The sequence below is a fragment of the Streptomyces sp. NPDC006476 genome (assembly GCF_040612015.1).
Classification (GTDB): Bacteria; Actinomycetota; Actinomycetes; order Streptomycetales; family Streptomycetaceae; genus Streptomyces; species Streptomyces griseorubiginosus_B.
Map to the genome: position 1 here is coordinate 125,829 of NZ_JBEXPK010000001.1, position 13,135 is coordinate 138,963.

A 13,135-nucleotide genomic window follows, 5' to 3' on the forward strand; every position below is an offset into this window, starting at 1 on the left:
GCCAGAGCTTTCGACGCAAGGGGCACTGAGCGATGACAACAACCGACTATTCGGCGTCCGTCCCCTACAGAGAGGTGACGGACCGCAACGGCCGCAAGTACCGGATCGGCGAGACAGACGTCGACATCATGGGCCGGACACGCAAGTGGATGGTCATCCTGCCCTGGGTGGGCATGATGGGCATCAGCTCCGCCGAGTACGCGTTCACTTCGGCGGAGGACACGCTCCACGAGGCACATCTGTGGAGCAGCGGACACATCTTCTGGCTGATGGGCGTCTGGATCTTCTTCCAGGCGGCCGTGGCCTTCCCCGCCGGACAACTGCGGGAGAGCGGCAGACTGCCCGCCCGTACGGCCATGATGATCGGCGCCGTCGGCACGATGCTCGGCTATCTGTCACTGGCGTACGCACCGCACGTCACCGTCGCCTACATCGGCTTCGGCATGTTCAGCGGCATCGGCGCCGGTCTCGTCTACGCGACCTGCGTGAACATGGTCGGCAAGTGGTATCCGGAGCGCAAGGGTGGCAAGACGGGCTTCGTCAACGGCGGTTTCGCCTACGGGTCCGTGCCCTTCGTCTTCCTGTTCACCTCGTACATGGACCTGAGCAACTACCGGACCGTGCTCGCCAGTGTGGGCATCGGGCTGTGCCTGGTGGTGGCCTCGGCAGGCTGGTTCTTCAAGGACCCGCCGAAGAACTGGTGGCCCGCGCACGTGGACCCGCTGAAGCTGACCGACGACCCGAAGATCCGCCGGGCGCTGGAGAAGAACCCGCCGGCGGTCAAGCAGTACACCCCGAAGGAGGCCGCCCGTACGCCCGTCCTGTGGATGATGTGGTTCTGTCTGCTGTGCACGGCCGGCATCAACATCTTCGGCATCGCCTTCCAGGTGCCGTTCGGCAAGGACATGGGGTTCGCGGGCGGGATCGTGGCCACGGCGATGTCCCTGAAGGCCATCGTCAACGGCACCGGCCGCGGCGTCATCGGCTGGATCTCCGACCGCTCCGGGCGCCGTAACACCCTGATCATCGTCTGCCTCGTGCTCGGCACGGCGCAGTTCGGCGTGCTGATCTCCGGACAGATGGGCAGCATGCCGTTCTTCCTGTTCTGCTCCATGGTCTCCGGCTTCGGCGGCGGCGCGATCTTCCCGCTATTCGCGGCCATGACGGCGGACTACTTCGGCGAGAACAACAACGCCACCAACTACGGCATGGTCTACAGCTCGAAGCTGATCTCCGGGCTCGTCGGCTCCGGCCTGGGCGCGATCGTCGTCGGCGCCTGGGACTACCACGGCGCTTTCGTCCTGGCGGGCTCCATCGGCCTGGCCTCCGCTGTGCTGGCGCTCTTCCTGAAGTCCCCGGGCAGGCCGAAGGCCCGGCGCATCGTCCCCAACCCGCACCCGCTCGGCGAGGAGATGGCACAAGCATGACTGCAGATCCGCTCTCGGCCGACACGGCAGCCGCACACCGTCCCTACCGCGAGGTGACCGACTCCAACGGCCGCGTGTACCGCGTCGGCGAGACCGACCGGGACATCCTCGGCCACTCCCGCAAGCTCATGGTGTACCTCCCGTGGATCGCCATGATGGCCATCAGCGTCTCCGAATACGCGTACGGCTCCGCGGAGGACACCCTGTCCCACGCGCACGGCTGGACGCAGTCCAACACCTTCTGGATCCTCAGCGTCTGGGTGTTCTTCCAGGCGGGCATCGCCTTCCCCGCGGGCTGGATGCGCGAGAAGGGCATCCTGACGGCGCGCAGGGCCATGTACATCGGTTCCGGCATGTGCCTGGTCGGCTTCCTCGCCCTGTCGCACCTGAGCAACGTGTGGCTGGCCATCCTCGGCTTCGGCGTGGTGGGCGGCCTGGGCTCCGGCCTGGTCTACGCGACCTGCATCAACATGGTCGGCAAGTGGTTCCCCGAGCGCCGGGGTGCCCGGACCGGCTTCGTCAACGGCGGCTTCGCCTACGGGTCGCTGCCGTTCATCTTCATCTTCAACTACGCCTTCGACACCGGGAACTACCACCGTGTGCTGGACCTGATCGGCTGCTACGTCATGATCGTGGTCGCCGGATGCGCGATGTTCTTCAAGGACCCGCCGAAGAACTGGTGGCCCGCGGACATCGACCCGCTGACGTTCGCCGGAAACCGCAAGAACGCGGCGAGTCTGGCGAAGAACCCTCCGGCGGTACGGCAGTTCACGCCGAAGGAGGCCATCAGGACGGGCATGCTGCCGCTGATGTGGCTGGCCATCGTGATGACCGCCGGTGTGTCGATCTTCGGGATCTCCTTCCAGGTCGACTACGCCAAGGACGTCGGTTTCGGTCCCCTGGTGGCGGCCTCCTCGATGGGTGTCATGGCGGTCATCAACGGCGTCGGCCGCGGTGTCGTGGGCTGGCTGTCCGACAAGTGGGGCCGCAAGTCGACCCTGGTGTTCGTCATCGTCGTGCTGGGCCTCGCCCAGTTCGGCGTGATCCTGGCCGGCGAGATGAAGAGCGAGTGGCTGTTCCTGTTCTTCGCCTTCCTCTCCGGCTTCGGCGGCGGCGCCTTCTACCCGATGTTCGCGGCGCTGACCCCGGACTACTTCGGGGAGAACTACAACGCCACCAACTACGGCCTGGTCTACAGCGGCAAGCTGATCAGCGGCCTCTTCGGCGGCGGCCTCGGCTCCATGGTGGTCGCGGCCTGGGGCTACGACGGGGCGTACGCGCTGGCCGGCGGCGTCTCCATGGTCGCGGCGGCGATCGCCCTGCTGCTGCGGCAGCCGGGCCGCAGCAGCTCGGACATGCTCACGGCCCAACCCCAGCCGGCGAGTTGACGGCACGCGCGCGTGAGGCGACCCTCCCCGGGTGCGGGGAGGGCCGCCTCATGGCGGGCGTACGGTTCAGCACTTCTCGCGCAGGGAGTGCAGATACGCGCTGGAGCGGCGGGCGAAGGTGAAGGACTCGTCGGGCTGGTCGCGCTCGGTCTGCCAGTGGTGGGCCAGGCGCTCACCGCGGAGCCTGGTCACGGCGGAGATGAACTTCTGGTAGTCGATGTCGCCGTCGCCGACATCGACCATGCGGTAGCCGAACTGGTTCGACGGATCGCTCACCCCGTCCTTGACGTGGAAGAGTGGGTAGCGGTGGGGCTGCCTGAGGACGTAGTCGAGGGGTTCGAACGGGGCGGGGCTGCCGTCGGGCCGCTTGGAGAACCGGAACTGGCCGGCGTAGGCCCAGAAGATGTCCATCTCCAGGAACACCAGGTCGGGGTCGGTCTCCGCGAGGACCACGTCGTAGAGGCGGACCTTGGGGTTGTCGGTGGCGAAGGAGAACTCGTCGGAGTGGTTGTGCTGGTAGAACTTCATGCCGCGCGCCTTCGCCGCCGCGCCATAGGTGTTGAACTCCTCGGCGGCGCGCTTCCAGGCGTCGACGGTGGAGCCGTAGCGGAACGGTCCGGAGGCGGTGCCTATGTGCTTGAGGCCGAGTGCCTGGGCGTCGTCCAGGACCTTGGTGAGGTTCTGGGCGAAGGTGTAGGCGTTCGGGTCGTCGGAGTAGTAGCCGACGTGGCTGCCGATCGGGGTCAGACCGTGGTTCCGAGCCAGCCGCCGGAGTTGGGCGAGCGTGATGGGGCCGGCCGAGCCCTGCGTGTAGCCGGCGAACTCGACCTCGTCGTACCCGTACTTCTCCAGTTCGGCGAAGACGGGCGCGAAGCCGAGCGTGGAGACCTTGTCGCGCAGGCTGTACAGCTGGATACCCAGCCGGCCGGGCGGGAGGACGGGACGGCCACGGCCCGCGGAGGCGGACTCGGCGGCCGTCGCCGGGGACGCGGCGCCGAGCAGGGCCGCCGCGGTGGCGCCGGCGGCCACGCCGAGCATGCCTCTCCTGGTCAGGCGGTGGGTGAGTTCGGGATCGGTCTGGGGGATGCGGCTCATGCCTGGAACTCCTCGGTGTCGGAGGGCGTTGTCAGTGGTGAGTGCTTCACTGGGGACCAGTCGGAACGGACGGGTCCTGCGGGGCCGGTCGGTCCAGACCGGCGAGGTGGAGCAGGAGTGACTTCACGTCGGTGGCCGCGAGGCGGTCGCCGACGGCGCGGGGGGTGGAGCAGATGAGGAGCGGACCGTCGTCGTCGCTCGTGGGAAGGCGGCCGTGGCTGCCGCGAATAGGTGACGGGTCCAGGGGCACGACCGCCATGCGGTAACGCATGCCGAGTTTCTTGCGCGCGAGCGCGGTCGCTGCCTTGACCCTGACGTAGGGGTCGAGTGGGTCCATGAACAGCTCGGCCGGGTCGTAGCCGGGTTTGCGGTGGATGTCGACGAGTCGCGCGAAGTCGGGAGCGCGGGCGTCGTCGAGCCAGTAGTAGTACGTGAACCAGGCGTCCGGTTCCGCGACGGCGACGAGTTCGCCGGAGCGCGGATGGTCGAGGTGATGGGTCTTCTTGCCCTGGTCGTCGAGGAGTTGGTCGATGCCGGGCAGGTCGGCGAGGACTTGTCGGATGGTGTCGAGGTCCTCGGGGCGGCGCACGTAGACGTGGGCGATCTGGTGGTCGGCGACCGCGAAGGCACGGGATGCCATCGGGTCCAGGTACTCCATGCCGTCCTGGGTGTGGACGTCCAACAGGCCGGCGCGGCGCAGGGCGCGGTTGATGTCCACGGGCCGGTCGGCGCGGGTGATGGCGTACTCGGACAGGGCGACGACGGTGCGGCCCTCGGCGGCGGCGTCGTCCAGGAGCGGGGCCAGTGCGGTGTCCAGGTCGGTGGCCGCCTTGCGGGAGCGCGGGTCGTCGGGGCCGAAGCGTTGCAGGTCGTAGTCGAGGTGAGGGAGGTAGCACAGGGCCAGGTCGGGGTGGCGGGTGCGCAGGATGTGGCGGGTCGCGTCGATGATCCACTGGCTGGAGACCAGGTCGGCGCCGGGTCCCCAGAAGTGGAAGAGGGGGAAGGTGCCGAGCTTCTCGGTGAGTTCGTCGTGCAGGGCCGGGGGCCGCGTGTAGCAGTCGGGTTCCTTGCGGCCGTCGGCGTAGTAGATCGGACGGGGAGTGAGGGTGATGTCGGTGTCGGCGCCCATGGCGTACCACCAGCAGATATTGGCGACCGTGTAGCCGGGGTGGGCGCGGCGGGCGGCGTCCCAGAGCTTGTCCCCGGCGACCAGGCCGTTGTGCTGGCGCCACAGCAGGACGTCGCCGAGTTCGCGGAAGTACCAGCCGTTGCCGACGATGCCGTGCTCGGACGGGTGGGTGCCGGTGAGGAAGGTCGACTGGGCGGCGCAGGTCACTGCGGGCAGGACGGTGCCGAGCGGGGCGCGGGAGCCGGACCGGGCGAGCTTCTTGAGGTGGGGCATGTGGTCGAGGAAACGGGGGGTGAGGCCCACGACGTCCAGGACGAGGAGGGGGGTGGGGCTGGTCGCGGCCCGGTGTGTGCTCATGGCAGCTCCTTGAGGCCGAGGTCGGTCAGCAGGTCGCGGGCGAGGGTGAGTTCGGCGGCGATGCCGTCGGCGAGTTGGGGGCGGCCGCGGGGCCGGAGTTCGGGCGGGAGGGCCTGCCAGGTATAGGTCTCCACTTCGAGGTGGTGGGTGAGCGGGTGCGGGCCGCCGACCAGGCCGGACAGGGCGGCCCGCAGGACGGGGAGCGTGGAGGTCAGGGGCACGGCGGGGGCCGCCTGCAGGGGGACGTGGAAGTGGGCGCGCCAGGGTGCCGTGTCGGGCAGGGCGCCGGCCGTGAGGGCCTCGCCGAGGTCGTCGGTGCCGTGCAGGCCACCGGCCCCCAGGGTGCGGGTCTGGTGCAGGAAGCGGGGTTCGTCGAAGGAGGCGAGGGCGGCACGGACGCTGGGAAGGCGGGGGTGTTCGGCGTGCAGGGCGGCGGAGAGCTGGGATTTGACGATGGGGACGCGTGCTTCGGTGAGCGCGTCCAGGGCGGTGTGCGGATCCTCGAAGGAGGTGGCGAGGTGGCAGGTGTCGACGCAGACGCCGATGCGGTCGTGGCCGATGCGGGTGAGCGGGTCGATCGCGTCCGCGGTGGTCTCGACGACGCAGCCGGGTTCGGGTTCCAGGCCGACGCTGATCGAGCGGCCGGTCAACTCATGGACGGCGTCGAGTCGTTCGGCGAGGGTGACGAGGGCCGTGCGGGCCTTCGCGACGCGGTCCTCGCCACCAGCGGTGCGCCAGGCGAGCGGCAGGGTGGAGATGGTGCCCTCGGTGACGTCGTCGGGCAGGAGCCCGGCGAGGATGCGGGCCAGGGCGGTGGTGTGGTCCAGGCGTTCGGGGTCGGCCCAGTCGGGCTTGTACACGCGGTACTTGACCTCCTCGGCGCCGAAACCCTCGTAGGGGAAGCCGTTGAGGGTGACGACCTCGAGTCCCCGGCGGTCGAGTTCGGTGCGCAGGCCGCGCAGGGCGGACGGGTCGGTGACCAGGGCGTGCGCCGCGTCCTTGGCGAGCCAGAGGCCGATGCCGAGTCGGTCACGGCCGAGGCGCCGGCGGACGGGTTCGCAGTGCTCGCGGAGCTGGGCGAGGACGCCGTCGAGGTTTTCCGCGGGGTGGACGTTGGTGCAGTAGGCGAGGTGGACGGTGGAGCCGTCGGGGTGTCGGAAGCGCATGTCTCACGCCCCGCCACGGAGGATGGAGTTGCCCTCGTGGGCGGAGTCCGTGGCCGTGACGTCCAGGTTCAGGCGGCCGCTGAGTCCGTAGAAGGCGACGGGGTTCCGCCACAGCACCCGGTCGACGTCGTCCTCGCCGAAGCCTTCGGCCAGCATCAGGTCGGCCACCCTGCGGGTCTTGAGGGGATCGCTCCTGCCCCAGTCGGCGGCCGAGTTCACGAGTACCTGCTCCGGGCCGTAGGCCCGCAGGATCGCGACCATGCGCTCCTCGTCCATCTTGGTGTCGGGATAGACGGAGAAGCCCAGCCAGCAGCCGCTGTCCTTGGCCTCCTTGACGGTGGTCTCGTTGAGATGGTCGACCAGGACGCGGTCGGGGGACAGCGCGGACTCGTGGACGACGTCGAGGGTGCGGCGCAGACCGGCGAGCTTGTCCCGGTGCGGGGTGTGCACCAGCGCGGGCAGGCCGTGGTCGGCGGCGAGCTGGAGCTGGGCGGCGAGCGCGGTGTCCTCGGCCGCGGTCATCGAGTCGTAGCCGATCTCGCCGACGGCGACGACCTGGTCCTTGACGAGATAGCGGGGCAGTTCGTCGAGGACGGGGGCGCAGCGGGGGTCGTTGGCCTCCTTCGGGTTGAGGGCGAGGGTGCAGTGGTGGGCGATGCCGTACTGGGCGGCACGGAAGGGTTCCCAGCCCAGGAGGGAGTCGAAGTAGTCGAAGAAGGTGGCGGGAGAGGTGCGGGGCTGGCCGAGCCAGAAGGAGGGTTCGACGACGGCTCTGACGCCGGCGGCGTGCATGGCGGCGTAGTCGTCGGTGGTGCGGGAGGTCATGTGGATGTGGGGGTCGAAGATGCGCATCAGGACTCCTTGCCGTCGCTGCCGCGCAGGCCGGGTTCCGCGGCCGGCGCGGGTGGGGTGGCCGTGGGGTCGCTCAGGGTCAGGACGCGGTACAGGTCTTGGGGCACCGCACGGCCCGCGGCGGTGCGTTCGGCGGCGTGGTCGGCGAGCATGCGGGCGAGTTCGCCGTCCCCGCGGGCCCGCCGGTCCAGATCGGTGACCTCGTCCACGGGGACCCCGGTGAACAGGCACTTCAGGACGGCGTGGCGCCAGAGATGCGGGCTGAGGTGCCGGGCGGCGTACGGGCCGACGGCGGCGGACAGGAGGCGGGTGTCGTTGGTGCGCAGGGCGTCCTCGACGAGCGGAACGGCGTCGGGGCCGGCGACCAGATGGGGCAGGGCGTGCAGGACGGCCCGGCGTTCGGCGGCGGTGCCCTGGAAGTAGACCCGGCTGAGCGCGTCGGTGCCGGCGCGGGCGGCGTGCAGGATCAGCACACGGGCGGCGTCGGCGTGCTCGGGTCCGCAGCGGCGACCGGCCTCGGCGATGCGCAGCTCCCATGCGGAGACGGGTCCGTGGACGCCGGGTTGGGCTGCGGCCTCGGAGAGGGCCTGCTCGAGCCAGGTGCGGGCGGACTCGTCGAGGCGGGCGACGAGGTGGCGGTGCAAGGCGGACGGTGGGGTGAGGGCGGCCGGGGCCGTGTCCTGGGGACGGGAGGTGGACGCGCGGTCGGGGTCGCCGATGCTCGTCCGTCCTGCCGCCGCGCGGGCCCCAGTGGTGTTCCCGGGGTCGATCTGCGGCATCGCGTCTCGGTCGGTCTCCGCGTGGGCCGCCCGGGGGATGTTCCGGGTGGGGTGCCGATGCGTCATGGGGTGCTGCTCCCTTCGGGGGTGGCGGAGGGATCGCCGTGCGGTGCGGCGTCGGGCGACTGAGCGGCTTTCGTCGCCGCGCGACGGAGGAACGGGAGGGAGTGTTCGGCGAAGTGGGGGCCCGCGTGGGAGTGACGGGGCAGTTCGACGACGGTCAGGCCCTGGTAGCCGGTGGCGGCGAGGGCCGCGAGAACCGGCGGGAAGTCGATCTCGCCCTCTCCGAGCGGGAGGTGCTCATGGACGCCGCGGCGCATGTCCTCGATCTGGACGTGCCGGAGCCAGGGACTGGCGGCGCGTACGCAGTCGGCGGGAGAGAGGGGTTCGAGGCACTGGCAGTGACCGATGTCGAGCGTCAGACCGAGGTGTTCCGGGTCCCCGAGGGTGCGGCGGAAGTGGTGGAAGTCGGCGAGGGTGGCGAGGAGATGGCCCGGTTCCGGTTCGACGGCGAGGGGAATGCCCGCGCCGGCGGCGGCTTCAAGGACGGGCGTCAGTGACTCGGCCAGACGTTTCCACGCCGTGTCCGGGTCCGTGCCGGCCGGGGTGATCCCGCTGAAGCAGTGCACGGCGTGAGCGCCGAGGTCGGCGGCGACCTGGACGGCGCGGATCAGCAGCCCGACCCGCCGGGCCCGGTCCTCGGGGCCGGGGTCCAGCAGGGAGGGGCCGTGCTTGCGGCTCGGGTCGAGTACGTAGCGGGCGCCGGTCTCGACGGTGACGTCCAGGCCGAGGGCGTCGAGGCGTTGAGCGACACGGCGGGTTCGGGAGGTGAGGTCGGGGGCGAGGGGGTCGAGGTGCATGTGGTCGAGGGTGAGTCCCACGCCGTCGTAGCCGAGGTCGGCGAGGAGGCCGAGGGCCTCGTCGAGCCGGAGGTCGGTGAGGCCGTTGGTGCCGTAGCCGAAACGGACGGGGGTGGCGGCTGCCGGCCCCGGGGTCGGCGTGCCGTTCGGCCGGTGCGTCTTCTCGGTGCTCATGTGATGCTCACCGTCCTCGCGAACCGCCTGCCGAGCGGGGCGAGCACTGCCACGAGCACCGCGGTGGACCGTGCGCCCGAGCGGGCGGCGAGTGCGGCCTGGAGCGGAATCGTGGCGCGGACACCGCTTCCGACGGCTCGTTGGGTGAGTTGGGGTGACGGATTGAGGGCCGCGTGGGCGTAGGGGCGGGCCGCGGTGACGGCGTAGGCGGCGCCGAGCGCCGAGCGCAGGGCGGCTTTCGGGGCGGGGCGGCGGGTGAGGAGGTGGGTGAGGACGCCGGTGGTGGCGAGGGCGGCCAGCGGGGCGAGGGGTGAGCCGTCTGTCGTCTCCCGGCGGGAAACGGCCGTCACCGCGAGGGTGTGGGTGGCGAGCAGTGCCGCGGAGGGGAGAGCTCTGCGCGGGTGGCCGGTCGTGGCTGCCGCGCCGAGCAGCAGGTCGAGTCCGCGGGCGGCGGCCATGGCGGCTGGACCGGCCGGGGTGCGCTTCAGACCGAGGTCGTACGCCCAGACGGTGGCCGCGAGGGGGGCCGCGACCGCCAGAGCGGGGCGGCCCGCACGGGCGGCGAGCGCGAGGCCGGCTCCGGTGAGGGCGCAGGCGGCCGAGAAGGCGGCGGCCGGGTGGATACGGGCCGAGGGGAGGGGTCGGTGGGGGCGCTCCAGCGCGTCCTCCTCACGGTCGGACCAGTCGTTCAGGGCCATGCCGGCCTCATAGAGGCAGAGGGAGGATCCGATGGCGAGGAGAGTGCGGGCGCTCGGGGCCGGGGCGGTCGCGGTCGCACCGGCGAGGGCGTCACCCGGGACGGTGAACAGGGCGGGGAGCCGCAGCAGTTCGGCCCAGGCGAGGGCGTGTTCGGCGAGGGATGCGGTGCGCCCGGCGTCCGGCGACGGCATGGGTCCCGCCGCCCGGGCAGTGCCGGTCCGACCTGTCCTGCTACGTCGGCCGACGCCCACGGCAGGGATCTCCCAAGCCGGCGTCGATTCAGCGGCATCCGCAGCCCCACCGGCGCCCCTTCCGGCCCCGGCAGGCGTCAGCCGAACCGGCGTCGAATCAGCGGCATCCGCAGTTCCGTCGGCGCTCCTTTCCTGCACGGCATCCGCCTGGGAACCCGGCTTCGGGGCCATGACACCGGTACTTCGGCCGACTCTCCGGCTCGTCCACCGGCCGGGGTCCCACGCTCGCAGCCGGCTCATCGCGGCTCCCCCTGCCGGTCCGAACCACCGTGAAGCACGCGCCGGCGGGAATCAGAATCGGCGGACCCACCGTGGGAGCCCCGTCCCCCGTCCGTCACCCGCAGTCGTTCCGCGAACCCGAGGAGCGCCTCGTACTGCTCCCCCAGCGCGGCCGGTCCCTCACCCACCGGGTCCTTGAAGTAGAAGCCCAGTTCGCCCAGAGGCCCGGCAAGGCCCGCCTCGTGCGCTCGGGCTGTCAGCCGGGCCAGGTCGAGCACCAGGGGCGCGGCCAGCGCCGAGTCGCAGCCCTGCCAGATGGTCTGGAGGATCATGCGGGTGCCGAGGAAGCCGTCGAAGGCGATGTGGTCCCAGGCGGTCTTCCAGTCGCCGAGCGTGGGGACGTCGTCGATGTGGACCTCGCCCTCGGGAGTCACCGCGAGGGTCTCGGCCAGGACGCGCTCCTTGCCGGCGTTCTTGGCGGCGGCCGCGGCCCGGTCGGCCAGTGCCGCGCCGTCGCCGCCGCCGAGGAGGTTGGTGCCGGACCAGGCGCGGACCGACAGGGCGCGCTGGGTGAACATCGGGCCCAGGACGGAACGCAGAAGCGTCTGGCCCGTCTTGCCGTCGCGCCCGGCGTACGGCAGGCCGCTCCTCTCCGCGGCGGCGGCCAGCGAAGGGTGGTGCAGGCCGGTCGACGGGGTGAAGTTCACATACGGGCAGCCCGCGCGCAGGGCCGCCGCCGCGTAGAGGGAGCTCGGCGGGAGGGCACGGTCCGCTGCCGGGGGCTCGGTGGAGGCGACGTTCACCACCACAGCCCGGTCCAGACCGCGTCGTCGTACGAAGTCATAAATGTCCGCGGTGAAGGCGGCGATCAGCTCCTCCTCGGTGCGGGTGTCGCCCGGCACCGGGCCGCCCGGTCTGATCTCCTCCTCGGCGGCGGAAAGTTCGGCCGGGACGGCGGCGGGGAGGCCGGGTGGGAGGACGCCTCCGGCCGCCAGTGCCTCGGCACGTTTCGGCAGGGGGCAGTCCTGGGTGTCGTGTCCGCCGAAGACGAGCGCGGCCAGGGGCGGCAGGCCGGTGTCCGCGAACGCCGGGGTCTCGGTGAGCAGCCCGGTGGGCGGTCGCAGGCCAACGGTCAGCGCGGCGCAGCCCGCGACGACGGTGGTGGCGACGGAGCCACGGGCCCCGATCAGCCATACGCCGACGCGTGGCCCGGATACGGAAAGGGACGCGGACATGGGCAGCCTCCTCGTCGAACGCGTCGGGTACGAAGCACCACAAATCAACAGCTCCGGGGATCGATGAATCCCGCGCGACGGAATTCCTTGATCCTGCGCCCCCGGACGGGGTGGAAGGCGGCGGGCGGAGGTCCGGCGTCCTCCGCCCGCCGCCGCTCAGTCGCCCTTGCCGGGCAGTTCCCTGATCCGGATGTCGCGGAAGGACACCTGGTCGTCGGCTCCGTGGTTCTGGATGCCGATGTGTCCGTCGGCGAGGCTCCGGGCCGGGTCGGTGTTGGTGAAATCGTTGATCTTCACGCCGTTGAGCCAGACGCGGAGCCGTTCACCCTCCACGCGGATCTCGTACGTGTTCCACTCCCCCGGCGGGTTCAGCGCACGGTCGCGCTTCTTCATGTCGGCGGACTGAAAGCCGTAGACGGACCCGGTGGTCCTGTCGGGCACGTCGGTGGCGTCGATCTGGATCTCGTAGCCGTTGTTCACGGCCGACCACGGGTCGTCCGAGGGCGGAAAGCCCACGAACACACCGGAGTTGTCGTCCCCGTCGGGACCGGCCATCGTCCAGTCGAGCTTCAGGGAGTACGACGTGAAGCCCGACGCGGCGTACCAGAGCAGGCCCATACCGCCCGACGACGTCAGCGTGCCGTCGCCGGCCAGGGTGAAGGAGCCGGGGCCCGCCTGCTTCCAGCCGTCCAGGGACGTGCCGTCGAGCAGCGGCCGGTAGCCGTTCTCGGGACGGCAGTCGGCCTGGGCGTCGCCGGTCGCCCATCGCAGACCGCCCAACAGGTGCTGTCGGAAGGCAGGTTCGGCGTACGACTCCTTGGTGTGGCCGCCTCCGGTGTAGAAGGCCCGGCCGCCCTGGTAGCTCTGGCACCAGGCGATCGGATGGTCGCCGTTCATGGTGCCGCCGGTGTACGAGGACTCGTCGAGCGAGGCCAGGACATGGGCCCGGTCCCGGGGGTTGGAGCGGTAGTTGTACCACTCGTCGGTACGGGACCAGGTCCGTTCCAGGCCCGAGGTCGCCGGATGAGCCCGGTCCTCGACGGTCACCTTCGCCGGCTGGATCGCGGGATGCGACTGGAAGTAGGCGCCCGCGAGGCCGCCGTAGAACGCCCAGTCGTACTCGGTGTCGGCGGCGGCATGGACGCCGACATAGCCGCCGCCGTGCCGGATGTAGCCCTCGAAGGCACTCTGCTGGGCGTCGTTCAGCACGTCCCCGGTGGTCGACAGGAACACGACCGCGTCGTAGCGGCGCAGGTTCTTGGCGGTGAACGCCCCGGCGTCCTCGGTCGCGTCGACGGTGAAGCCGCCGCCGGTACCCAGCTGCCGCACCGCCTCCACGCCGGCCGGAATGGAGTCGTGCCGGAAGCCGGCGGTCTTGGAGAAGACCAGCACCCGTTTCCCGGCGTCCCCGGGGTGCGAGGCGGCGGGACCCGAGACGCAGCCGAGGAGCAGTGCCGCGCCCGCGACGACGGTTGCAGAGCGGCCGGTTGAGCGCATCACGTTC

General features: G+C 71.1%; 11 protein-coding genes. 2 read left to right on the forward strand and 9 right to left on the reverse strand.

What is annotated here, in order from left to right; all coding sequences use genetic code 11:
• Positions 1–32: 32 nt before the first annotated feature.
• Positions 33–1,427, forward strand: coding sequence for an OFA family MFS transporter (locus ABZZ74_RS00555; RefSeq protein WP_356760651.1), 1,395 nt, complete (start codon positions 33–35; stop codon positions 1,425–1,427).
• On the forward strand, positions 1,424–2,815 hold the full coding sequence (locus ABZZ74_RS00560) for an OFA family MFS transporter (RefSeq protein ID WP_356760653.1): 1,392 nt from the start codon (positions 1,424–1,426) through the stop codon (positions 2,813–2,815). The genes ABZZ74_RS00555 and ABZZ74_RS00560 overlap by 4 nt, the downstream gene beginning before the upstream one ends.
• A 66-nt stretch (positions 2,816–2,881) precedes the next feature.
• Here ABZZ74_RS00560 and ABZZ74_RS00565 read toward each other — a convergent pair whose 3' ends face one another.
• The 9 genes from ABZZ74_RS00565 to ABZZ74_RS00605 all read right to left on the reverse strand — a co-directional run bounded on the left by ABZZ74_RS00565 (position 2,882) and on the right by ABZZ74_RS00605 (position 13,128).
• Positions 2,882–3,910, reverse strand: a complete 1,029-nt coding sequence (locus ABZZ74_RS00565; protein ID WP_356760655.1) for a sugar phosphate isomerase/epimerase — start codon at positions 3,908–3,910, stop codon at positions 2,882–2,884.
• A 46-nt stretch (positions 3,911–3,956) separates the two neighbouring features.
• A complete protein-coding gene (locus tag ABZZ74_RS00570; RefSeq protein WP_356760657.1) occupies positions 3,957–5,396 on the reverse strand; it encodes a nucleotide pyrophosphatase/phosphodiesterase family protein in 1,440 nt (479 codons plus the stop codon).
• Complete coding sequence (gene eboE / locus ABZZ74_RS00575; RefSeq protein ID WP_356760658.1) at positions 5,393–6,562, reverse strand: metabolite traffic protein EboE; 1,170 nt, start codon at positions 6,560–6,562, stop codon at positions 5,393–5,395. Before eboE ends, ABZZ74_RS00570 begins: the two co-directional genes overlap by 4 nt.
• 3 nt (positions 6,563–6,565) lie before the next feature.
• Positions 6,566–7,414: a TatD family hydrolase gene (locus ABZZ74_RS00580; protein ID WP_356760660.1), complete on the reverse strand. Its 849-nt coding sequence runs from the start codon at positions 7,412–7,414 to the stop codon at positions 6,566–6,568.
• Positions 7,414–8,259 carry an EboA domain-containing protein gene (locus tag ABZZ74_RS00585; RefSeq protein ID WP_356760662.1) on the reverse strand — a complete coding sequence of 282 codons (846 nt, stop codon included), beginning with the start codon at positions 8,257–8,259 and terminating at the stop codon, positions 7,414–7,416. The genes ABZZ74_RS00580 and ABZZ74_RS00585 overlap by 1 nt, the downstream gene beginning before the upstream one ends.
• On the reverse strand, positions 8,256–9,227 hold the full coding sequence (locus tag ABZZ74_RS00590) for a sugar phosphate isomerase/epimerase family protein (protein ID WP_356760663.1): 972 nt from the start codon (positions 9,225–9,227) through the stop codon (positions 8,256–8,258). Before ABZZ74_RS00590 ends, ABZZ74_RS00585 begins: the two co-directional genes overlap by 4 nt.
• Entirely contained in the window at positions 9,224–10,117 is an 894-nt protein-coding gene (locus ABZZ74_RS00595; protein WP_356760665.1) for an SCO3242 family prenyltransferase, read from the reverse strand. The genes ABZZ74_RS00590 and ABZZ74_RS00595 overlap by 4 nt, the downstream gene beginning before the upstream one ends.
• Before the next feature lie 296 nt (positions 10,118–10,413).
• Positions 10,414–11,631: an inositol-3-phosphate synthase gene (locus ABZZ74_RS00600; protein WP_356760666.1), complete on the reverse strand. Its 1,218-nt coding sequence runs from the start codon at positions 11,629–11,631 to the stop codon at positions 10,414–10,416.
• A gap of 156 nt (positions 11,632–11,787) precedes the next feature.
• On the reverse strand, positions 11,788–13,128 hold the full coding sequence (locus ABZZ74_RS00605) for a ThuA domain-containing protein (protein WP_356761090.1): 1,341 nt from the start codon (positions 13,126–13,128) through the stop codon (positions 11,788–11,790).
• Positions 13,129–13,135 lie beyond the last annotated feature (7 nt).

Bases quoted from the DNA above. Each gene is read 5' to 3' on its own strand.
- ABZZ74_RS00555 (WP_356760651.1), top strand. From the start codon at position 33: ATGACAACAACCGACTATTCGGCGTCCGTCCCCTACAGAGAGGTGACG.
- ABZZ74_RS00560 (WP_356760653.1), top strand. From the start codon at position 1,424: ATGACTGCAGATCCGCTCTCGGCCGACACGGCAGCCGCACACCGTCCC.
- ABZZ74_RS00565 (WP_356760655.1), bottom strand. From the start codon at position 3,910: ATGAGCCGCATCCCCCAGACCGATCCCGAACTCACCCACCGCCTGACC.
- ABZZ74_RS00570 (WP_356760657.1), bottom strand. From the start codon at position 5,396: ATGAGCACACACCGGGCCGCGACCAGCCCCACCCCCCTCCTCGTCCTG.
- eboE (WP_356760658.1), bottom strand. From the start codon at position 6,562: ATGCGCTTCCGACACCCCGACGGCTCCACCGTCCACCTCGCCTACTGC.
- ABZZ74_RS00580 (WP_356760660.1), bottom strand. From the start codon at position 7,414: ATGCGCATCTTCGACCCCCACATCCACATGACCTCCCGCACCACCGAC.
- ABZZ74_RS00585 (WP_356760662.1), bottom strand. From the start codon at position 8,259: ATGACGCATCGGCACCCCACCCGGAACATCCCCCGGGCGGCCCACGCG.
- ABZZ74_RS00590 (WP_356760663.1), bottom strand. From the start codon at position 9,227: ATGAGCACCGAGAAGACGCACCGGCCGAACGGCACGCCGACCCCGGGG.
- ABZZ74_RS00595 (WP_356760665.1), bottom strand. From the start codon at position 10,117: ATGCCGTCGCCGGACGCCGGGCGCACCGCATCCCTCGCCGAACACGCC.
- ABZZ74_RS00600 (WP_356760666.1), bottom strand. From the start codon at position 11,631: ATGTCCGCGTCCCTTTCCGTATCCGGGCCACGCGTCGGCGTATGGCTG.
- ABZZ74_RS00605 (WP_356761090.1), bottom strand. From the start codon at position 13,128: ATGCGCTCAACCGGCCGCTCTGCAACCGTCGTCGCGGGCGCGGCACTG.